Annotated in this window: 16 protein-coding genes; 7 read left to right on the top strand and 9 right to left on the bottom strand. The window is 72.7% G+C overall.

Annotated elements, in window-relative coordinates; genetic code table 11:
* Positions 1 to 14: 14 nt before the first annotated feature.
* Both E3O41_RS12565 and E3O41_RS12560 read right to left on the bottom strand, forming a co-directional pair.
* The gene (locus E3O41_RS12565; RefSeq protein WP_067026808.1) at positions 15 to 584 is read right to left on the bottom strand and encodes a hypothetical protein; all 570 of its coding nucleotides are present in this window, start codon (positions 582 to 584) and stop codon (positions 15 to 17) included.
* Positions 585 to 594: 10 nt separating this feature from the next.
* Entirely contained in the window at positions 595 to 1557 is a 963-nt protein-coding gene (locus tag E3O41_RS12560) for an IS481 family transposase (protein WP_135011713.1), read from the bottom strand.
* 261 nt (positions 1558 to 1818) lie between these two features.
* Between E3O41_RS12560 and hemL the strand changes: the two genes are divergently transcribed.
* Positions 1819 to 3135, top strand: a complete 1317-nt coding sequence (hemL, locus tag E3O41_RS12555; RefSeq protein ID WP_135012519.1) for a glutamate-1-semialdehyde 2,1-aminomutase — start codon at positions 1819 to 1821, stop codon at positions 3133 to 3135.
* A gap of 76 nt (positions 3136 to 3211) precedes the next feature.
* Positions 3212 to 4099, top strand: coding sequence for a hypothetical protein (locus tag E3O41_RS12550; RefSeq protein WP_067025280.1), 888 nt, complete (start codon positions 3212 to 3214; stop codon positions 4097 to 4099).
* A 57-nt stretch (positions 4100 to 4156) separates the two neighbouring features.
* Here E3O41_RS12550 and E3O41_RS12545 read toward each other — a convergent pair whose 3' ends face one another.
* From E3O41_RS12545 to cofG, 5 genes are all read right to left on the bottom strand, one after another.
* On the bottom strand, positions 4157 to 4702 hold the full coding sequence (locus tag E3O41_RS12545) for a DUF937 domain-containing protein (RefSeq protein ID WP_067025277.1): 546 nt from the start codon (positions 4700 to 4702) through the stop codon (positions 4157 to 4159).
* Between the two features lie 84 nt (positions 4703 to 4786).
* Entirely contained in the window at positions 4787 to 5551 is a 765-nt protein-coding gene (locus E3O41_RS12540; protein ID WP_067025274.1) for a glycosyltransferase family protein, read from the bottom strand.
* On the bottom strand, positions 5548 to 6561 hold the full coding sequence (fgd, locus tag E3O41_RS12535) for a glucose-6-phosphate dehydrogenase (coenzyme-F420) (RefSeq protein ID WP_135012517.1): 1014 nt from the start codon (positions 6559 to 6561) through the stop codon (positions 5548 to 5550). The genes E3O41_RS12540 and fgd overlap by 4 nt, the downstream gene beginning before the upstream one ends.
* A complete protein-coding gene (locus tag E3O41_RS12530; protein WP_067025268.1) occupies positions 6558 to 8003 on the bottom strand; it encodes a flavin-containing monooxygenase in 1446 nt (481 codons plus the stop codon). The genes fgd and E3O41_RS12530 overlap by 4 nt, the downstream gene beginning before the upstream one ends.
* On the bottom strand, positions 8000 to 10480 hold the full coding sequence (gene cofG, locus E3O41_RS12525) for a 7,8-didemethyl-8-hydroxy-5-deazariboflavin synthase CofG (protein ID WP_067025265.1): 2481 nt from the start codon (positions 10478 to 10480) through the stop codon (positions 8000 to 8002). Before cofG ends, E3O41_RS12530 begins: the two co-directional genes overlap by 4 nt.
* A 103-nt stretch (positions 10481 to 10583) precedes the next feature.
* On the opposite strand from cofG, the gene E3O41_RS12520 reads away from it, so the two are divergent.
* Entirely contained in the window at positions 10584 to 10973 is a 390-nt protein-coding gene (locus E3O41_RS12520; RefSeq protein ID WP_067025261.1) for a hypothetical protein, read from the top strand.
* Here E3O41_RS12520 and E3O41_RS14340 read toward each other — a convergent pair.
* Positions 10967 to 12898: an ABC transporter ATP-binding protein gene (locus tag E3O41_RS14340; protein WP_218939247.1), complete on the bottom strand. Its 1932-nt coding sequence runs from the start codon at positions 12896 to 12898 to the stop codon at positions 10967 to 10969. The genes E3O41_RS12520 and E3O41_RS14340 overlap by 7 nt on opposite strands.
* Before the next feature lie 110 nt (positions 12899 to 13008).
* On the opposite strand from E3O41_RS14340, the gene E3O41_RS12510 reads away from it, so the two are divergent.
* The 4 genes from E3O41_RS12510 (at position 13009) to E3O41_RS12495 (ending at position 18820) form a co-directional block, all read left to right on the top strand.
* The gene (locus tag E3O41_RS12510) at positions 13009 to 14091 is read left to right on the top strand and encodes an enoyl-CoA hydratase/isomerase family protein (RefSeq protein ID WP_240482312.1); all 1083 of its coding nucleotides are present in this window, start codon (positions 13009 to 13011) and stop codon (positions 14089 to 14091) included.
* Positions 14088 to 14918, top strand: coding sequence for a TIGR03620 family F420-dependent LLM class oxidoreductase (locus E3O41_RS12505; protein WP_067025252.1), 831 nt, complete (start codon positions 14088 to 14090; stop codon positions 14916 to 14918). Before E3O41_RS12510 ends, E3O41_RS12505 begins: the two co-directional genes overlap by 4 nt.
* Positions 14919 to 15077: 159 nt before the next feature.
* On the top strand, positions 15078 to 16805 hold the full coding sequence (locus E3O41_RS12500) for an ABC transporter ATP-binding protein (RefSeq protein ID WP_067025249.1): 1728 nt from the start codon (positions 15078 to 15080) through the stop codon (positions 16803 to 16805).
* Positions 16806 to 16855: 50 nt separating this feature from the next.
* The gene (locus tag E3O41_RS12495; protein ID WP_135012706.1) at positions 16856 to 18820 is read left to right on the top strand and encodes an ABC transporter ATP-binding protein; all 1965 of its coding nucleotides are present in this window, start codon (positions 16856 to 16858) and stop codon (positions 18818 to 18820) included.
* Between the two features lie 156 nt (positions 18821 to 18976).
* On the opposite strand, the gene E3O41_RS12490 is transcribed toward E3O41_RS12495, so the two are convergent.
* Entirely contained in the window at positions 18977 to 20683 is a 1707-nt protein-coding gene (locus E3O41_RS12490; protein ID WP_135012514.1) for a D-alanyl-D-alanine carboxypeptidase, read from the bottom strand.
* Between the last annotated feature and the right edge of the window lie 43 nt (positions 20684 to 20726).

Below are 20726 nucleotides of genomic sequence, written 5' to 3'. Positions count from 1 at the left end.
GCCGCCCGCCGCCCTCAGAGCGCGGCGCGCACGCAATCGACCGCCGCGGGGTCGAGCGGTGCGATCGCCGACCGCGGCGGGGTGCGGTGCCAGAGGAACGCGCGACTGAGCCAGCCGCCGCTCTGCCGAGCGACGACCTCGAGCTGCGCCAGGGAGCGATCGGCCCGCGGCGTCTCGCGCAGTGCGGCGACCGGGTCCGTTCGGTCCGACTGCGCGAGTACGAGGTAGGGCCGTCCGAGGAGCGTGCGCACCTCGGGCGCGAGCCCGGGGGTCACGGGCAGCGACCAGCCGAACGCGCCGCGCGCGACCGGGCGTCCGTGTCGCCCGGAGACGCCGCCGCGGATCACCCGGCCGTCCTCGATCCACACCGTCGCTCGCGCGCTCGCCCAGAACACGATCCCGAGCGCGGCGTACGCGACGGCCGCGATCGCCCACAGCACGACGCCCGCCCAGCGAGTGGGCACCATGGCCGTCTGCACGAGGTTGAACACCGCGAAGACGAGCAGCACCGTCGAGGCGATTGCGAGCCAGAACGCCACAGGGTCGCGCGTCGACGAGAGCGGCGTTCCGCGATCGACCGTCATGCCCCGCATGCTAGCTGTAGTTCCCCGTGAGGTTGTGAACGCGTGAGGCCGGGGTCTGGCCGCCGAGGGCGGTGTGGGGTCGGTGGTGATTGTAGTGATGCAGCCAGGCCGGGAACGCCTCGATGCGGGTCGATTCGTTCGGGTAGAAGCGGGCGTATGCCCATTCGTCCTCGGCGGTGCGGTTGAGGCGCTCGACCTTCCCGTTCGTCTGCGGCCGGTAGGGCCGCGTTCGACGGTGCTTCACTCCATTGCCGAGCGCATCTCGGAAGGCATGTGAGCGGTAGCAGGCGCCGTTGTCCGTCATCACCGCAGTGACCGTGATCCCCGCATCCGCGAAGAACGCGCGGGCGCGGATCCAGAACGCTGCAGCCGTCTCCTTGCGCTCGTCATCGAGGATCTCCGAATACGCCAACCGGGAGTGGTCGTCGATCGCGTTGTGGACAAACGCGTAGCCGACACCGCGCTGTCGGTCCCGGTTGCCTGCTGCCCGGCCGAGGGCGCGGTGCCCGCCGCCTTCGGGGATGCGCCCCTGCTTCTTGATGTCGACATGGACCAGCTCGCCCGGCCGCGACGCCTCGTAACGGATCGGTTTGGGCTTGCGGACCGGCAGTCCGGTGAACCGGTCCAGGTGCTTGAGCAACGGCATCCCGTAGCGGGCCAGGACCCGCCCGACCGTCGAGCGAGCCAGGCGCAGGTGATACGCGATCCGGTGAGGCCCCCAACGGCGGGTGAACCGCAACGCGATGATCCGCCGCTCCGTGCGCCGTGACAACTGATGCGGCGACGACACCGGCCGTGACGACCTGTCGGTGAGCGGCTCGCCCGCGGCGTAGCGTTTGGCCCACTTCGACGCGGTCGCGGGCGAGCAGTTGAACCGTTCCGCTGCCCGCCGGATCGTCCAACCGGCATCGACGATCGCGGATGCGAGGCGACGACGCCCTTCCGGCGTCAAGGGAGCGTTAGCGTGAGTCACGAGGGCCTCCGTTGTGACGTAGTGAGTGTGGTAACCCACATCGTCCCGGAGGCCCTCGCCTCAGCTCACACGTTCACAACGTGTCGGGGAACTACAGCTAGCGGGCCGCGCGCGGTCTGCTGCAAGCATCAAGGCTCGTCGACCGGAGGCGCGAAGCGCCGGAGCGGAGACGGGTCGAGCGCAGCCGCGAAGCGGCGGAGCCGAGACCGGGGCGGCACGCCGACGGGCCGGCGCCCAGGCGGGGCGCGGGAGAATGGAGGCATGGCCGATCGCAACGACGAACTGTTCGCCCACGCCCGCGACGTCATCCCCGGTGGCGTGAACTCCCCCGTCCGGGCGTACGGATCGGTCGGCGGCACGCCCCGCTTCCTCGCCTCCGCGCGTGGCGCGTACGTCACCGACGCGGCCGGTCGCGAGTACGTCGATCTCGTGGCCTCGTGGGGCCCGGCGCTGCTGGGCCACGCCCATCCGGACGTCGTTGCGGCGGTGCAGGACGCCGCCGCCCGCGGGCTGTCCTTCGGTGCCCCGACGGAGGGCGAGGTGCGCCTCGCGCAGCTGGTCGCCGATCGCGTGCAGGCCGGCGGGCTCAAGCCGGTCGAGGAGGTGCGCCTCGTCTCCACCGGCACCGAGGCGACGATGACCGCGATCCGCCTCGCCCGCGGCGTGACGGGCCGCGACCTGCTCGTGAAGTTCGACGGCAACTACCACGGCCACTCCGACGGGCTCCTGGCCGCGGCCGGCTCGGGCGTCGCCACGCTCGCGCTGCCCGGCACGGCCGGTGTGCCCGCGGGGGTCGCGGCCGAGACCTTCGTCGTGCCCTACGGCGACCTCGACGCGGTGCGCGCGGCCTTCGCGGCGCACGGCGAGCGGATCGCGGCGATCATCGTCGAGGCCGCGCCCGCCAACATGGGCGTCGTCGAGCCGCCGGCCGGCTTCAACCGCACGCTCGCCGAGATCGCGCATGCGGCCGGCGCCCTGCTGATCCTCGACGAGGTGCTCACCGGGTTCCGCGTGCACCCCGCCGGCATGTGGGGCCTGCAGGTCGAGGCCGGCGAGGACTACGAGCCCGACATCATCACGTTCGGCAAGGTGATCGGCGGCGGGATGCCCCTGGCGGCGCTGGGCGGCAAGCGCGCGGTGATGGAGTACCTCGCGCCGGTCGGTCCGGTGTACCAGGCGGGAACGCTGTCGGGGAACCCCCTGTCGGTCGCGGCGGGCATCGCCACGCTCGAGCTGGCCACCCCCGAGGTGTACGCCGCGGTCGACGCGGCGGCGACGACCGTGATCGACGCCCTCTCGTCGGCGCTCACCGCGGAGGGCGTGGCGCACACGATCCCGCGCGTCGGCACCCTCTTCGGCCTCGCCTTCCTCGATCGCAAGCCCGTGTCGTACGAGGAGGCGAAGACGCAGGACGCGTTCCGCTTCACGCCGTTCTTCCACTCGATGCTCGCCTCGGGCGTCAACCTCCCGCCGAGCATCTTCGAGGCCTGGTTCCTCACCGCCGCGCACGACGCGGAGGCCCTGGCGCGCATCGCTGACGCGCTGCCCGCCGCCGCGAAGGCGGCCGCCGCGGCCTGAGCTCCCCGCCGCGTGACGGGGTCACGCGGCACCGATATGCTCGATCCGCCGATCAGGCGTTGAGCGAGGGGAACCCATGGCAGAGAACAAGACCGCGGCCGCTCCGGCGGAGTGGAAGCCGACGGAGGCGTCGAAGAAGCAGGCGACGACGCTGCGGATCGTGTCGTGGGTGCTGTGGATCGTCGCGATCGCGCTCGAGGCCGTCGCGATCTTCTGGCTGCTGCGCCAGCGCGTTCCGGTCGGCCAGGAGGGGATCGTCCGCGACGACGAGACGGGCCTGCTCGAGGCGCACGAGGTCACCTACGAGTTCCCGCAGTGGGCGTTCATCAGCCTCCTCGTGGCGTTCGTCGTGATCGGCGCCCTGTCGATCATCGGCTCGCAGCTGTGGAAGAAGGCCAACCGCCTCGACCCGGCCCGCAAGTCCGACACGGTCCGCTTCTTCGTGCAGAACCAGCTCGGCGCCATCGTCGCCGTGATCGCGTTCGTGCCGCTGATCATCCTCGTCCTCATGAACAAGGACATGTCGAAGTCGCAGAAGGGCATCGCCGGCGCCATCGGCGGCGTCATCGCCGTCGCGGCGATCGCGCTTGGTATCGACCTCAACCCGTCCTCGGTCGAGGAGTACACCGCCGATCAGTCCACGGTCATCCAGATCCTCGGCGAGGACGAGGTCGTCTGGGTCGAGGGCGGCGGCGTGTACCACGTGTGCGCCGAGGTGCCCGATGTGACGAACGCGAGCACCGCCGCGAGCACGGGCACGACCGCCGAGGCCGTGGCCGCCGGCAAGACGCGCCTCACGCTCGAGTTCGACTCCGAGCTCGCCGCGTGCGGCCTGCCCGTGCCCGAGAACGCCGCGGAGATCAAGGAGGCCCTCCGCGCGATCCGCGACGGCGCCACCGACACCCTCCTGCCGGCCCCGGAGTACGCCGCCGGCGTGACCCCGCCGTTCACGCCCGCCGGCTGACCCACGCACGAGGGGCCCGCGATCCGATGATCGCGGGCCCCTCGTGCGTGCGCTCGGCTACCGCTTGCCGCCGAAGAATCCGCCGATGAGGTCGCCGATCGAGCCGAGGTCGATGCCGCCCGAGCGCGATCCGCCCTGGGTCGATCCGCCGCCGAGGATCCCGCCGAGCAGCCCGCCGAGGTCGAAGCCGCCGCCGGACTCCTTCTCCTTCTCGCTCTTCTGGTTGGCGACGAAGTTCATGATGATGGGCGCGAGCAACGGCAGCAGCTTGCCGAAGTCGATGCCGCCCGTGGTCTTGTCCGACGCGGTCAGCGTCGAGGCGACCTCGTCCTGCTTGCCGCCGAAGATGTGGCCGAGGATGTTCTTGCCGTCCTCCTCGTCGATCTCGTCGACGGAGGCGACCTTCTTCTCGCCCGCGTGCTTCTTCAGGGCCTCCTGGAGCGACTGCGCGCCCTGCTCGGTCTCGGTCTCCTTGTGCAGGCCGCTGAGGATCGTCTGGCCGCCCTCGATGATGCCGGCCTTCGCCGTGTCGGGATCGACGCCGAGCTTGCCGGCGATCTCGTCGATCGGCAGGTTCTTCAGGATGTCGTTGAGGCCGGCCATGGTGCACTCCCAGATCAAGGCGGCGCGATCCGATCGGATCGCCGTCCCGCTGGGCCTACCGTATTCCCCGCGGGATTCCGGCCGCTACGGCAGCAGCGCCGCCGTGCGAGGGCCCAGGCCGAGGGCGCGGGCGGCGTCGAGCTGCGCGGCCGTGTCGACGTCGTGCCGCAGGGTGCTGGCGGGGTCCACGTCGAGCGCCACGGCCCCGGCCGCGAGGTGGCGCGCGTACGAGTCGGCGCCGAACGCCAGCAGATCGGCCTCGGCGTGCGCGAACAGGGTCGTGCCGGTGCCGTCCGCGTCGGCCACCGCCGCGGGGCCCGTCGCCCGCCGCAGGGCGTCGTCGAGGTCGCCGGGCCGCAGCGCCGGCAGGTCGCCGAGCAGCGCCGCGCGGGCGGGGCCGGTGGCGGCCGCGAGCCCCGCCGCGATCGCGGCATTGAGCCCCGTCCCCGGGTCGGCCACCGCCCGGACCGTCGCGGCCGTCGCCTGTCGCGGCTCGCCGTGCTCGCTCGACGACGCCTGATCCCCCACGGCTCGTCGACGGGAGCGCGAAGCGCGGAATGGAGACGGGTTGAGCGGAGCGCGAAGCGCGGAGTCGAAACCACCGGCGCGGGCGATCGCCGCCCGCACGTCGGCGTCGTTGGTCACCACCACGACCTCGGCCACGAGGCGCGCGCGCGAGGCGGCGGCGATCGTGTCGAGGGCGATCGCGCGGGCGAGGGCCTCGCGATCGACGCCCGGCACCGCGAGGCGGGATTTGCCGATCGCCGCCGGCTTGACCGGGATGACGACGCTCCAGGACCTCGGCTCCGGCCGCTGCGCGGCCTCCGCTCGGCGACCGCGGCCGCTCACGCCCCGTGCCGCTCGCGCAGGCGCGGCAGCACCTCCTCGCCGTACAGGCGCAGGAAGGCCTCCTGGTCGTGGCCGGGGTCGTGGAAGACGAGGTGACGGAAGCCGAGCGACAGGTACTGCTCGATCGCCGCGATGTGCTCCTCGACGTCGTCGCTCACGATGAAGCGCGAGGCGGCGCGCTCGATCGGAAGCTCCTCGGCGAGGCGCTGCATCTCCATCGGGTCGTGCACGCCGGTCTTCTCATCCGGGGTGAGGGCGAGCGGCGCCCAGAAGCGCGTGTTCTCGAGGGCCTTCTCGCGATCGTGGCGGAATGAGACCTTGACCTCGATCATCGTGTCGACGTCGTCGCGGCTGCGCCCGCCCTTGTCGAGGCCCTCCTCGAACGCGGGGATGAGCTTGTCGCTGTAGAGCGCCGGGTCCTTGCCGCTCGTCGTGATCCAGCCGTCGCCGATGCGGCCCGCCAGGCGCGTGGCGGCCGGGCCGGAGGCGCCGATGTACACGGGGATCGGCTGGGCCGGCTTGTCGTAGATGGTGGCGTTGTGGACCGCGTAGTAGTCGCCCTCGTAGGTGACGCGATCCTCCTCCCACAGCTTGCGCATGAGGATGATCGACTCCTTCATGCGCTGGAAGCGCTCGGGCGGCTCGGGCCACTGCAGGCCGAGCGTGACCTCGTTGAGGGCCTCGCCCGTGCCGACGCCGAGGATCATGCGACCGGGGTACATGGCGCCGAGCGTGCCGAAGGCCTGCGCGATGACGCCCGGGTGGTAGCGGAACGTTGGCGTGAGCACCGACGTACCCAGCAGCACGCGCGACGTGCGCTCGCCGACCGATCCGAGCCACGGCAGCGTCGCGGGCGCGTGCCCGCCCTCGTGCATCCACGGCTGGAGGTGGTCGCTGAGGAAGACCGAGTCGAAGCCGACTTCCTCGGCGAGCACCGCGTAGTCGAGCAGCTCGCGCGGCCCGAACTGCTCGGAGGAGGCCTTGTAGCCGAAGCGGAGGGGAACGGTCATGATGCTCCTTGGTCTGCGGTGACGGGGATGAGGGCGTTCTTGAGGCGATCGAGGCGCTCGCGGAAGGCGGCGACCGTGCCGGGCCAGAGCAGCGTGAGGCGGCCGCTGCGCTCGTCGACGTACCAGCTGTGGCAGCCGCCGGTGAGCCACGGGGTGCCGGCCGCGAGCGCATCGACCTCGGCGGTGGAGCGGGCCTCCTGCTCCGGCGTGACGCGGATCGGGCGGCCGGCGGCGACGAGCTCGGCCGCGAACGCCGCCTGGGCCTCGAGGATGAGCACGGCGGAGTTGTGTCCCAGCGCCGCGTTGGGGCCGCCGAGCACGAAGAGGTTCGGGAACCCGGGCACGAGCGTCGACGCGGCCGCCGTGTAGCCGCCCGACCAGTGCGCGTCGAGCGTGGTGCCGTGCTCGCCGGTCACCAGCCGCGCGTACGGCTGGCGCGCCGCCTCGAACCCGGTGGCGAGCACGAGCACATCCGCCTCGTGCCGCGTGCCGTCGGCGGCTACGAGCGTGTCGCCATCGACCTCCGCGAGGGCGCTCGGCACGAGCCGCGCCGCGCCGGACGCGATGGCGGGGTAGAAGTCGTCGCTCAGCAGCACCCGCCGGCAGCCGAACGCGTAGTCGGGCGTGAGGGCGGCACGCAGCCGCGGATCGGGCACCTGCGCCTCGAGGTGGGCCTGCGCGAGGGCGCGCGCCTCGGCGGCGGCGATCGGGTCGCCCGAGCGCGACGCGAAGCGCGCCTCGCCCTCGGTGTAGAGCTCGTCGCGCAGGGCCCGCAGCGCCGCGGGATCGTCGCGCCAGTGCGCGATCTCGGCCTCGGTGTGCGGGCGATCGCCGCGCGGCACGATCCACGCGGGCGTGCGCTGCAGCAGCACGACCTCGGCGCCGCGGCGCACGAGCTCGGGCACGAGTTGCACGGCGCTCGCGCCCGTGCCGGCGACGGCGACCCGCCGCCCGGCGACGGGGACGTCGTGGCGCCAGCGCGCCGAGTGGAACAGGGGGCCGGGGAATGACTCCAGGCCCGGGATCGACGGGATCTTCGGATCGGTGAGCCGGCCGCACGCGAGGATCAGGTGGTCGGCGACCAGCTCCTCGTCGGCCGAGGTGCGCACGCGCCACGCGCCGCCGTCCCAGCGCGCGCCGGTGAGCGCGGTGCCCAGGCGGAGCCGATCCTCCAGCCCCTCGGTCCGCACGACGTGCTCGAGATACGCGCGGATCTCGTCGCCGGGGGCGAAGGCGCGCGACCACGCCGGCCACGGGTGCGTCTCCAGGCCGTACAGGTGCGACGGCACATCGCACGCGACGCCGGGATACGTGTTGTCGCGCCACGTGCCGCCGACGGCGTCGGCGCGCTCGAGGATCACGACGTCGTCGATCCCGCGCCGGGCCAGCGCGATCGCGGCGGCGATCCCGGCGAAACCGGCGCCGACGATGACCGTCGTCACGGCGCCGACCCGCCTCGCGCGGCCGCCGAGCCCGCCGCACCGGCCTCCGCGGCGGCCTTGCGCTCGGCCGTGGGTTCGCCGTACGTCGTGGTGCGCAGGCGCAGCGGGCGGAACAGGCGCTGCGCGAGGCGGCGGGCCTCGGCCAGCGGCAGCTCCTGCCCGGCCTCGATGCCCGCGCGCGGCAGCACGCGGCCGTCGAGCAGCGTGCCGCCCAGGTCGTCGCCGCCGCTGCGCAGCAGCTCGGCCGTCGTGGCGCGATCGTGGCGCGTCCACGGGATCTGGATGTGGCGGATCGTCTCGCCGAGCATGAGGCGCGAGACCGCGACCATCGCGCGGTGCTCGTCGACGGGTGAGCGATCGGCCAGCAGGCCGACGCCGCCGGCCGGGCCGGGCAGCGGGATGGGCACGAACTCCGCGAAGCCACCCGTGCGCGCCTGGATGCCCAGCAGCGTGCGCAGGTGCGCGATCCGCTCGCCCGCCGTCTCGACGTGCCCGTAGAACATCACCGACGTCGACGAGAAGCCCGCCTCGTGCGCGGCCGTGATCGCCTCGATCCAGCGATCGATCTCCAGGTCGCCGGGCGCGAGGAGGCCCCGGACCCGCTCGCTCGCGAGCTTGATCCCCGTGCCCGGCACGGAGTCGACGCCCGCCTCGCGCAGCGCGGTGAGCGCCCCGGCCAGGCCGAGACCGGAGCGGTCGGCGAGGTCCACGACGTCCTGCGGGCGGTACGCGTGCAGGTGCATGCCGGGCGCGGCATGCTTCACCGCGCGGGCGATGTCGAGGTAGGCCTCGGGCGACTCGGCGGGATCGATCGGGCCCTGCACGCACAGCTCGCTCAGGCCGAGGTCCCACGCGTCGCGCACGGCGTCGGCCAGCTGCGCGAGGTCGTACGCCTCGCCGTCCTGCTGCAGGCCCGCGGCGCGCACGGTCGCCGCGCCGCCGCCCGCCGAGCGGAACGCCGACGAGGAGACGTTGCGGTTGGCCACGATGCTGATGGCCTCGCCGACGGTGTAGCGGCGCACGTCGTCGGCCGTGTGGACGAGCGCCTCGAGGTCGTCGCCCGTCGCGAGCAGCAGCCGCTCCCACTCGGCGTCGTCGAGCGACGACGGATCCTGCGCGGCGCGATCGATCACCGCGGCGATCAGGCCGGTGGAGCCGGAGGTGATGACCGGCGCGGCGTCGTGACCTCGGCGCGCCTCCTCTCGACCCGTCTCGGCTGCGTTCGCGTCACTCGCGTCGGTCGACGAGCCCTGGGGGCGCAGCCCCTCCACCGCCAGACCGTCCGCACCGGCGAGGGCGAGGACCGCCGGGCGCAGCGCGGGATCGATCCATTCCGGATCGCGTACGTACTCCGGATGTGCCGTGAGGCGCTCGCGCAGCGTGAAGCCGAGCGCCGCCGTCGCCGCGGCGAGGTCGTCGAGGTGCGGCCACGGGCGCTCGGGATTGACGTGATCGGCCGTGAGCGGCGAGACGCCACCCCAGTCGTCGATGCCCGCCTCGACGAGCAGGCCGAACTCCGTCGGATCCGACAGGTTGGGCGGCACCTGCACGCGCATCCGCGGCCCCATCACGAGGCGCGTCACGGCCACGGCGGCCACGTACTCGCGCAGCGACGCATCCGGGGCGCCGGCGGCGGCCGTGCGGGGCTTGGCGCGGAAGTTCTGGACGATGATCTCCTGGATATGCCCGCCGCGCTCGGCGGCATCGCGCAGGGCGATCATCGACTCCGCGCGATCGCGGAGGGTCTCGCCGATCCCGATGAGGATGCCGGTCGTGAACGGGATCCTCGCCTCGCCGGCGTTGGCGAGGAGCTTCAGGCGCACCGCGGGATCCTTGTCGGGCGATCCGTAGTGCACCTGGCCCGGCTCCTCGAACACGCGGCGCGAGGTGGTCTCGAGCATGACGCCCATCGACGGGGCGGTGGGCCGGAGCATCTCGAGCTCGGCCGGCGACATGACGCCGGGGTTCAGGTGCGCGAGCAGGCCCGTCTCGGCCGTGATGAGGCGGGCCATGGCACCGACGTACTCGAGCGTCGACGCGTAGCCGTGCTCGTCGAGCCACGCCCGCGCCTCCGGCCAGCGGTCCTCGGGGCGGTCGCCGAGGGTGAGCAGCGCCTCCTTGCAGCCCATCGCGGCGCCGCGGCGCGCGACGGCGAGCACCTGCTCCTCCGACATGTACGTGGGCTTGTGCTTCTTGAGCAGCTGGCCCGGGGTGTCGACGAACACGCAGTAGTGGCAGCGATCCCGGCACAGCGTGGTGAGCGGGATGAACACCTTGCGCGAGTACGTGATGACGCCGGGACGGCCGGCGGCCGCGAGTCCCTCGTCGCGCATGCGGGCGGCCAGCTCGCGCACGCGCGCGGCCTCCGCGCCCTCGGTCGACAGCAGCGCGAGCGCGTCGTCGACGTCGAGTCGCTCGCCCCGGGCGGCGCGCTCCAGCGCCGGCGCGACGGCGGGAACCGGATCGATCAGGGTCACCGCTTCAGTCTCTCACCGTGGCGGCTCGGCGGCGCCGCGGAGGCCGCCCCGGCCGCGGTGGACGCCGGGTGCGGGACCGCGACGAGGGTGACAGGATGGGGTCATGGTCACGCTGCTCCTTGATCAGACTCAGCTCGAGATCGTGCTGTCTCCGATCGAGCGAGCGCTCGCCCTCCGCAAGCACGGGCTGACGATCGAGCGGTCGGCGATCCGCCGCGTGCAGCTGACCGACGACCCGTGGACGTGGATCCGCGGCGTGCGGGCCCCCGGCACGTTCCTGCCGGGGATCGTCGCGATCGGCACGTGGCGCGCCTCGACGGGCAAGGACTTCGTGGCGGTGCGGGAGCGCAAGCGCGACGGCGTCGTGATCGAGCTGGAGGACGGCGAGGAGTACTCGCGCGTCATCATCACGACGCGGCACGGGGTCGCCCTCGCGAAGGCGCTGCGCCTCGATGAGGTGCCCGACGACCTCGCCGGCGCCGCGGGTCAGTAGTCGCGGCGCTCGTCGTCGCCGGAGGGCGCCGCGCCCTCCTCGGCCGGGGCGTCGTGCGGCGCGTCCTGCTCCTCGACGATCTCGCCCTCGATGACCTCGACCTCGCCGGTGTGATCCGGCTCGCCCTCGAATGACTCCACGAACGACGTGAACGCGATCTCCTGCGTCGTCGGCTCGGGCTCCTCGCCCTCCGGCGCCGTGCTGATGGCCTCGTCGCGGGCGTCGCCCTCGGGGCGGGCGTCCTCGCCCTCGGGCCGCGCGTGCTCGCCCTCGGGCTCCGCGGCGTCGTCGCGGGCGGCCTCGGCGGCGGGCTCGGCGTCGATCAGGTCCATCGCCTGCGTCTCGAGCAGGTGGCTCGGCACGGCCTCGGCCTCGAACGGCTCGTCGCCGGCCGGGGCCTCGGCGGCGCCGCCCAGCCGATCGGCGAAGCTCGGCCCGACGGCCCACGGGCTCGCCCCGAGATCGTCGTCCGAGGCCCGCTCGGCCGCGGGCTGCTCGGCGATGGGCTCGGCGGGAGCCTCGGCCGGGGTCTCCTCGGCGGGAGTCTCCTCGGTGGGAGTCTCCTCGGTGGGAGTCTCCTCGGTGGGATTCTCCTCGGCGGCGGGCTCGGCGGCGGGCTCCGCGGCCTCGGCCTCCGCGAGCGCGTCGGCGAAGCTGTAGCCGGCGGGCAGCTCGGCCTCGGCCTCGGTCGCCTGCTCCTCGTCGGCCGCGCGCTCCTCGCCGTCGGCCTCGTCCTCGGCCTCGCCGTCGGCCTCGTCCTCGGCCTCGCCGTCCTCGTCCTCCGCGTCGGCCGCGGCGGGGTAGTTCACGACGCTCGCGGCGTCGGCGCCGGGAAGCGGCTCGATGTCGTCGGTCGCGTCGGCGGCGGCCGCCACGACGGCGGCACCCGCCAGGCCCGCCACCGCGCCGGTACCGGCGGCGGCCGACAGGTCGACCTCGGCGTCCGGGTCGCCCGTGGGCTCGGGGGCACGCTCGGCCGGGACGGGGGTCACGTCGGCGGACACATCGATCGCGGCCGTCTGCTGCGTGCGGCGGCCGCTGACGAGATCGAGGAAGACGTCCTCGAGCGACGGCCCGCGCTGATGCAGGGTCGACAGCGCCACGCCGGAGGCGGCGGCGAGCGTGCCGATCGCCTCGGCCGACGAGCCGTGCACGTTCACGCCCGAGCGCAGCACCTCGAACTCGAGGCCGTTCTCGCGCAGCAGGCGCGTGAGCGCCTCGCGGTCGGGTGAGTCCACGGCCACGACCGGGCCCTGCACGTCGGCGAGCACCTCGATCCCGCCGTCGAAGACGAGATTGCCGTTCGACATGATGAGGATCTTGTCGGCGATCTGCTCGACCTCGGGCAGCAGGTGCGACGACATCAGCACCGTGCGGCCCTCGTCGGCCAGGCTGCGCATGAGCAGGCGCATCCAGCGGATGCCCTCGGGGTCGAGCCCGTTCGCCGGCTCGTCGAACACGAGCACGCCCGGGTCGCCGAGCAGAGCCTGCGCCACGCTGAGGCGCTGGCGCATGCCGAGCGAGTAGCCGCCGATGCGCATGTCGGCCACGTCGGCCAGGCCGACCAGGTCGAGCACTTCGCGCACGCGCGAGGTGGCGATGCCGTTGTGGCGGGCCACCGACGTCAGGTGCTTGACCGCGGTGCGGCGCGGCTTGAACGACGCGCCGTTCTCGCCGACGGCGCCGACCACGCGGGCCGGCGAGGCGATCTTCGCGAACGGCACGCCGCCGATCGTGGCCTGGCCGCTGGTGGGCTTCAGCTGCCCCAGCAGGATGCGCAGCGTCGTGGTCTTGCCGGCACCGTTCGGCCCGAGGAAAGCCGTCACCGAGCCCGGCTCGATGCGTGCGCTGAGGTCTGAGACGGCGGCGACGTCACCGAAGATCTTCGTCACCCCGTTGAACTCGAGCACTTTACCGTCGGCCATCCGGCCCCCCTCGTCATGATGCATTCGCATCCATCTTGTCGGAAACGGCGCGGGAACGCCTGATCCCGCACGCAGGAACGCGCCCCGGGCGCGCCGGGTAACGTGTGCACGTGACCTCCGATCGCGTGCTCCGAGCCAGGCGGAACGGCGTCGGCCGCCTCACCCTGAACCGGCCCGAGGCGATCAACGCGGTCGACATCGACATGGTCCGCTCGATGCTGGCGGCGCTCGACGCGTGGCGCGACGACGCCGATGTGCACCTCGTGCTGCTCGACGGCGTGGGCGATCGCGGGCTGTGCGCCGGCGGCGACGTGCGCCTGCTGCGCGAGCACATCGTGGCCGGCCGATTCGACGCGGTGGAGGAGTTCTTCCGCGGCGAGTACCTCCTCAACGCCACGATCGACGAGTACCCGCGGCCGTTCGTGGCGTTCATGGACGGCGTGACGATGGGCGGCGGCATCGGCATCTCCGCGCACGGCAGCGTCCGCGTGGTCACCGAGCGCTCGCGGCTGGCGATGCCCGAGACGCGGATCGGCTTCACCCCCGACGTCGGCGGCACGTGGCTGCTCGGACGCGCTCCCGGCCGGCTGGGGGAGTTCCTGGCGCTCACGGGCTGGACGATGGGCGCCGCCGACGCGATCCTCTGCGGGCTCGCCGACCATGCCGTCCCCGCCGCCCACCTGCCGGACCTCGCCCACGCGCTCGAGACGCGGGCCGATCCCGCCACGCCGAACGAGCTCGTGCTGCTGTTCGACGAGACGATGGAGCCGGGGCCGATCGAGCGGGCGCGCCCCTGGATCGACGAGGCGTTCGCGGGCGAGACCGTGGCCGAGATCCTCGAGCGGCTGCGCGCGATGCCCGAGACCGACGGCGAGATCACCCCGTCGGCGGTGCACGCCGAGCTCGTGCAGCGCGCGCCGCTCGCCCTCGCGGTGACCCTGCGCGCGGTGCGGCGCGCCCGCGAGCTGCCCGACCTGCGCGCCGCCCTCGCGCAGGAGTACGGGCTCGTGTCGTGGTTCGTGCGCACCCAGCCCGACATGGCGGAGGGGATCCGCGCGCAGGTGGTGGACAAGGATCGTTCCCCCCGATGGAATCCCGCCACCCTCGAGGGGGTTGTCGACGACATGATCGACGAGGCGTTCGCGCACCGGGCGCCCGTGCCGCTGTGGACCGACGAAGGAGAGGAACGATGACGAGCATCACGGACTTCGGAACCTACGGCGCCTGGCGCTGGGAATCGGGTGTCGACGAGCGCTTCGCCGCGGAGGTGGAGCGCCTCGGCTACGGCACGCTCTGGATCGGCGGCTCGCCGAGCGGCGATCTCACCGTCGTCGAGCGGGCGCTCGACGCGACGGAGCGGATCGTCGTGGCCACCGGCATCGTCAACATCTGGAAGGAGGTCGCGACCGAGGTCGCCGCGTCCTTCCACCGCATCGAGGCGCGTCATCCGGGGCGCTTCGTGCTGGGGATCGGCTCGGGCCACCGCGAGGCGACGCCGGAGCGCGTGCGGCCGCTGGCCTCGTTGCGCGCGTACCTCGACGTGCTCGAGGCCGAGGGGCTGCGGAAGGATCAGCTGCTCCTGGCGGCGCTCGGCGACAAGACGCTCGCGCTCGCCGCCGACCGCACGCTCGGCGCCCACCCGTACCTCACCGTTCCCGCCCACACGGCGCACGCGCGCACGATCCTCGGCGATGCGCTGCTCGCCCCGGAGCTCAAGGTAGCCGTCGGGATGGACCGCGACGCCGCCCGCGAGGTCGCCCGCCGCTACCTCAAGCGCTACTTCGGCCTGTCGAACTACACGGGTGCGCTCGTCCGCTTCGGCGTGGACCCGGCCGAGATCGACAACGGCGGCAGCGACGCGCTCATCGACCTCGTCGCCGCGAACCCGACCCCGGCCGACGCCGCGGCGGGCCTGCGCGCGCACCTCGACGCGGGCGCCGACCACGTGTCGGTGCAGGCGCTCGGCGACGATCCGATCGGCTCGCTCGCCGCGATCGCCGAGGAGGTCGGCATCGCCTGAGCCGTTCGCCGGAATATCGCGCTGACCGGCGCATTCCGGCGAATGGTTCCGCCCTGAGCGGACGGGGGGGTTTCCTCCCTGTACGAATGTCGGCGGTCCGTGACAGCATCGGACGGTGCCCCGTCGGGTGCGCCTCCCACCGTCTGATCCGGAGATCCCGTGCTCGGAAAGCTCCTCGTCCGCTATCTCACGCGCTACCGCCTCATGCTCGTGGGCGTGCTGGTGTTCCAGCTCGCCTCGGCGCTCGCCGCGCTGTACCTCCCCACGCTCAACGCCGCCATCATCGACCAGGGCGTCGCCACCGGCGACGTGGGCTACATCATCCGCACCGGCCTGCTCATGCTGCTGGTCGCGCTCGGCCAGATCGTCGCCGGCATCCTCGCCACCTTCTGCGCCGCGCGCGCCGCCATGGGCATGGGTCGCGACGTGCGCCGCGACGTCTTCGAGCGCGTGAGCGGCTTCAGCGAGCGCGAGGTGTCGCACTTCGGCGCCGGCTCGCTCATCACCCGCAACACGAACGACGCGCAGCAGGTGCAGATGCTGGCGATGATGGGCGCCACCATGCTCGTCATGGCGCCCATGATGGCCATCGGCGGCATCATCATGGCGCTGCGCCAGGACGTGGGGCTCAGCTGGATCCTCGGCGTCTCGATCCCCGTGCTGCTCATCCTCGCCGGTCTCGTGATCGGCCGCATGGTGCCGCTGTTCCGCAGCTACCAGGGCAAGCTCGACGCGGTCAACCGCGTCATGCGCGAGCAGCTCACCGGCGTGCGCGTCGTGCGGGCCTTCGTGCGCGAGGCGATCGAGGAGGAGCGCTTCCGGCTCGCCAACCTCGACATCATGGTCGTCGGCCGCAAGGTCGGCTCGCTGTTCGTGCTGATGTTCCCGCTCGTCATGCTGGTGCTCAACGTCACGGTCGTCGCCGTGGTGTGGTTCGGTGCGTTCGAGGTGAACACCGGCGACACCCAGATCGGCACGATCTTCGCCTTCATGCAGTACGTCGGCCAGATCCTCGGCGGCGTCATGATGGCCAGCTTCATGGCGATCATGATCCCGCGCGCGGCCGTGTCGGCCGACCGCATCGGCGAGGTGCTCGAGAGCCAGAGCACGCTCACGCGGCCCGCCGATCCCGTGCGCGAGATGCCGCGGCCCGGCTCGGTGGAGTTCGACGGCGTGGGCTTCACCTACCCCGGCGCCGACCAGCCCGTGCTCACCGGCATCTCGTTCCGGGCGGAGCCGGGCGAGACCGTGGCGATCATCGGCTCGACGGGCGCCGGCAAGACCACGCTCGTCTCGCTCATCCCGCGCCTGTTCGACGCCACGGCCGGCACGGTGCGCGTGCAGGGCGTCGACGTGCGCCAGGCCGATCTCGACGTGCTGTGGCGCGGCATCGGCCTCGTGCCGCAGCGCCCGTTCCTGTTCAGCGGCACGATCGCCTCGAACCTGCGGTTCGGTCGCGAGGACGCCACCGACGAGGAGCTGTGGCGGGCGCTCGAGATCGCGCAGGCGGCCGACTTCGTGCGCGAGAAGCCCGAGCAGCTCGACAGCCCGATCTCGCAGGGCGGCACCAACGTGTCGGGCGGCCAGCGCCAGCGCCTGGCGATCGCGCGGGCGATCGTGCACCAGCCCGACATCCTCGTCTTCGACGACTCGTTCTCGGCGCTCGACCTGACCACCGACGCCCGGCTGCGCCAGGCGCTGTGGCGCGAGCTGCCCGAGGTGACCAAGATCGTCGTCGCCCAGCGCGTGTCCACGATCACCGATGCCGACCGCATCGTCGTGCTCGAGGACGGCCGCATGGTCGGCCTCGGCACGCACGAGGAACTGCTCGAGACCAGCCAGACGTATCGCGAGATCGTCGAGTCGCAGATGGGAGTGGCGTCGTGAGCGACGTGCAGATCGACTCGCGCGAGGAGGAGCTCCAGGCGCAGGAGGCCATGATCGCCTCGGGCGGGTTCGAGCCCGGCGCGCTGGGCGGCAAGCCCCAGAACTTCTGGCCCAGCTTCCTGCGGTTCATCGGGCTGCTGCGGCCGTACGCCTGGGTGTTCGGCTTCGCGACCCTGCTCGGCGCCATCGGCGTGGTGCTCTCGGTGGCGGGTCCGAAGATCCTCGGCGAGGCGACCAACGTCGTCTTCGAGGGCGCGGTGGGCCTGCTCATCGGCGATCAGTTCGCCGGCATGACGCAGCAGCAGGTCGTCGAGGCGCTCGAGGCCGCGGGCCAGCAGGACTTCGCCAACATGGTCGCGGCCATGCAGAGCTTCCAGCCCGGCAGCGGCATCGACTTCGAGGCGCTGCGCACCGTCATCATGTGGGCGATCGCCGTCTACGTGGTGGGCGCGCTGCTGCAGTGGATCCAGGGCTACATCATCAACGTGGTCATGGTGCGCACGATGTTCCGGGTGCGCGAGCAGATCGAGGCGAAGATCCACCGCCTGCCGCTGCGCTACTTCGACCGCGTGCAGCGCGGCGAGCTGATCAGCCGCGTCACCAACGACGTCGACAACATGACGCAGACGCTGCAGCAGTCGCTCTCGGGGGCCATCACGTCGCTGCTCATGGTGATCGGCGTCGTGGGCATGATGTTCTCCATCTCGTGGCAGCTCGCCCTGGTCGCCCTCGTGTCGCTGCCGCTCATCGGCGTGATCATGGGCGTGATCGGCCCGAAGTCGCAGAAGGCGTTCCAGACGCAGTGGAAGAAGGTCGGCCGCCTCAACTCGCGCGTGGAGGAGTCGTTCTCGGGTCACGCGCTCGTCAAGGTGTTCGGCCGCGAGAAGGCGGTCTCCGACGCGTTCCAGGTCGAGAACGAGGAGCTGTACGAGGCCTCGTTCAAGGCGCAGTTCCTCTCGGGCATCATGATGCCGTCGATGCAGTTCGTCGGGTACCTCACGTACGCCGGCATCGCGGTGCTCGGCGGCATCATGGTCGCCAGCGGCCAGATCCGCATCGGCGACGTGCAGGCCTTCGTGCAGTACTCGCAGCAGTTCACCCAGCCGCTCACCGAGCTCGGCGGCATGCTGCCGGTCGTGCAGTCGGGCACGGCCTCGGCCGAGCGCGTGTTCGCGCTGCTCGACGAGGACGAGGAGGAGCCCGACGCCGAGAACGCGCCGACCGCTCCCGCCGACGGCGACGGCGTGATCGAGTTCCGCAACGTGGCCTTCTCGTACGCGCCCGACCAGCCGCTCATCCGCGACCTGTCGTTCCGCGTGGAGCCGGGTCACACCGTCGCGATCGTGGGCCCGACCGGCGCCGGCAAGACCACGCTCGTGAACCTGCTGATGCGGTTCTACGAGCTCGACGGCGGCGCGATCCTGCTCGACGGGCAGGACACGGGCGAGATGACGCGCGGCGACCTGCGCTCGCGCACCGGCATGGTGCTGCAGGACCCGTGGCTGTTCGCGGGCACGATCCGCGACAACATCCGCTACGGCAACGAGGGCGCGAGCGACGACGAGATCCAGGCCGCGGCCGAGGCGACCTACGTGGACCGGTTCGTGCACTCGCTGCCCGACGGCTACGACACGGTGCTCGAGGAGGACGCGGCCAACGTGTCGGCGGGCGAGCGCCAGCTCATCACGATCGCGCGCGCGTTCGTGCGCCGGCCGCAGGTGCTGATCCTCGACGAGGCCACGAGCTCCGTCGACACCCGCACCGAGCTGCTGCTGCAGAAGGCGATGGCGGCCCTGCGCGAGGGACGCACGTCGTTCGTGATCGCGCACCGGCTCTCGACGATCCGCGACGCGGATCTCATCCTCGTGATGGAGCACGGCGACATCGTCGAGCAGGGCACGCACGACGAGCTGATCGCCCGCGAGGGCGCGTACTGGCGGCTGTACCAGAGCCAGTTCGAGCACGCCGACGCCGACATCGAGGAGCAGTCGGCCCAGCCGGTCGCCGAGGTCTGACCCCGACGGGTCGTCGAGCGAGCGAAGCGAGCCGAGACGGGTTGAGCGGAGCGCCGCAGGCGCGGAGTCGAAACCGTCGCGACGGTTTTCGGCTCGCTCCGCTCGCTCAGTCGTCGCGGCTTCGCGCTTCGGACTCCGCTCGACGACCGGGGCGGCTCAGCGCAGGCCGAACAGCTGCAGCGGGTGCGTGAGGCGCCACCACAGGCTCGGCGCCGCGATGTCGTCGGTGAGCTCCAGCGCGATCTCCTCCTCGGCGAACGAGCCGGTGACGGAGAGCGTGCCCACCTGCTCCGACTGCAGCTTGCCGAGCACGTCGTCCACCGACGGATCGGTCGCCGCGACGGCGCCGTTCCAGAGCGAGAGCGTGGCGCTGTCGGCCGTGACGATGTCGGCGCTCGCGCCCCACTCGGTCTGCACCGAGGCCACGACGGTGTCGGCGGGGATCACGGTCGTGGGCTGCAGCGACGCCTCGGCGGCGGCGATGAGCTGGCGGCTCACGGCCTCGCGCGTCTCGGCGTCGGGCTGGCCCATGACCGAGGCGACGACGGTGACGGTCTCGCCGCCGATGTCGACCTGCTTCGCCGTGGCGAGGTTGTACGAGTCGAGGAATGTGCCGGTCTTGACGCCGACCACGCCCTCGTCGTTGATGAGGGGGTTGGAGTTCGCCACCGGCTCGTCGTTGCCGGGGAGCGTCGTCTCCTTCTTGGCGACGATCTCGGCGATGACCGGGTGCTCGAGGGCGAGCTGGCTCAGGCGCAGCACCTCGGCGGAGGTGGAGACGTTCTCGCGCTCGATGCCGCTGGGGCCGACGATCGTCGTGGCGGTGAACCCGTTGCGCTCGAGCCAGGCGGCGGCATCCGCGGCGAAGGCCTCCTGCGATCCCCACACCTCGCGCATCATGCGATCGGCGTAGTTGTTGGCGGAGCCGAGCAGGATGCCCTCGAGCATCTGGTACTCGGTGAGCGATCCGTCGACGGGGACGTCGAGCGAGGACTGCCCGGTCCAGAGGTAGTTGTAGAGGTAGTCCTGATAGTCGTCCCACGTGAACGTGTACGACGGGCCCTGCTCGCCCGGCTCGAGCGGCAGGCGCTCCAGGATCATGAGCACCGTGGCGAGCTTGGTGATGCTCGCCATCGACATGACGTCGGCCGAGTCGGTGGCGGTCTGGTCGAGCAGTCCGAGCGGGGCGATCGCCGCCGTGCCCTCGGCGGGCCAGGTGATCGACAGCGCCGGCCCGGGCGCCACCTGCACGCCGCGGGCGGTCACGGTGGGGGCCACCGCGGCGAGCGGCCAGAGCAGGCACGTCGCCGTGTAGGCCAGGGCGAGGGCGCCGGCCGTCGCGACGGGGGCGAGCAGCGCCGCCGACGCGCGGCGACGGGCGGGCAGCAGGTCGCCGGCGACGACGCGATGGGGCGCCGTCGAGAACGTGCCGTCGGAGGTGCGGGCCGCGACCGCGGCGGGATCGACCCAGCCGAGCGGGGTCGGCGCGCTGGGGGGAGCGTCGAGGGGGGATCGCCGGGGCTCGGGGGCCTCCGCGGCGGCGGGCGCCTCGGGGGCGGGTGCGTCGGCGGCGGGTGCGTCGGCGGGCGGTGCGACCGATCCGCCGCGGGTGGGGCGCTCGAACGCCTCCGCGCGGGGGCGGGCCTCGACCATCGCGGCCGGACGCACCCGCTCGCTCACGATGCCGCGCACGGCCGCCGCGTGATCCTGGCGGGCGGCGATCAGCTCGCGCTGCGCGCCGGCCTCGCGTTCGCGCGCACGGCGCAGGGCGCGACGCGAGGGGGGCGGGGGCGCATCCTCCGCCCCGGACTCGGGACGACGGGCGCCGACCGGGGTCGCCCGGGGGAGGTCGTCGGTTGCCACCCGCCTACGCTACCCCGGCTCGCCTTGGAGCCACGTCGATCCT

The organism is Microbacterium sediminis, assembly GCF_004564075.1.
Lineage (GTDB): Bacteria > Actinomycetota > Actinomycetes > Actinomycetales > Microbacteriaceae > Microbacterium > Microbacterium sediminis.
This window is presented reverse-complemented; position numbering and strand designations above follow the sequence as displayed.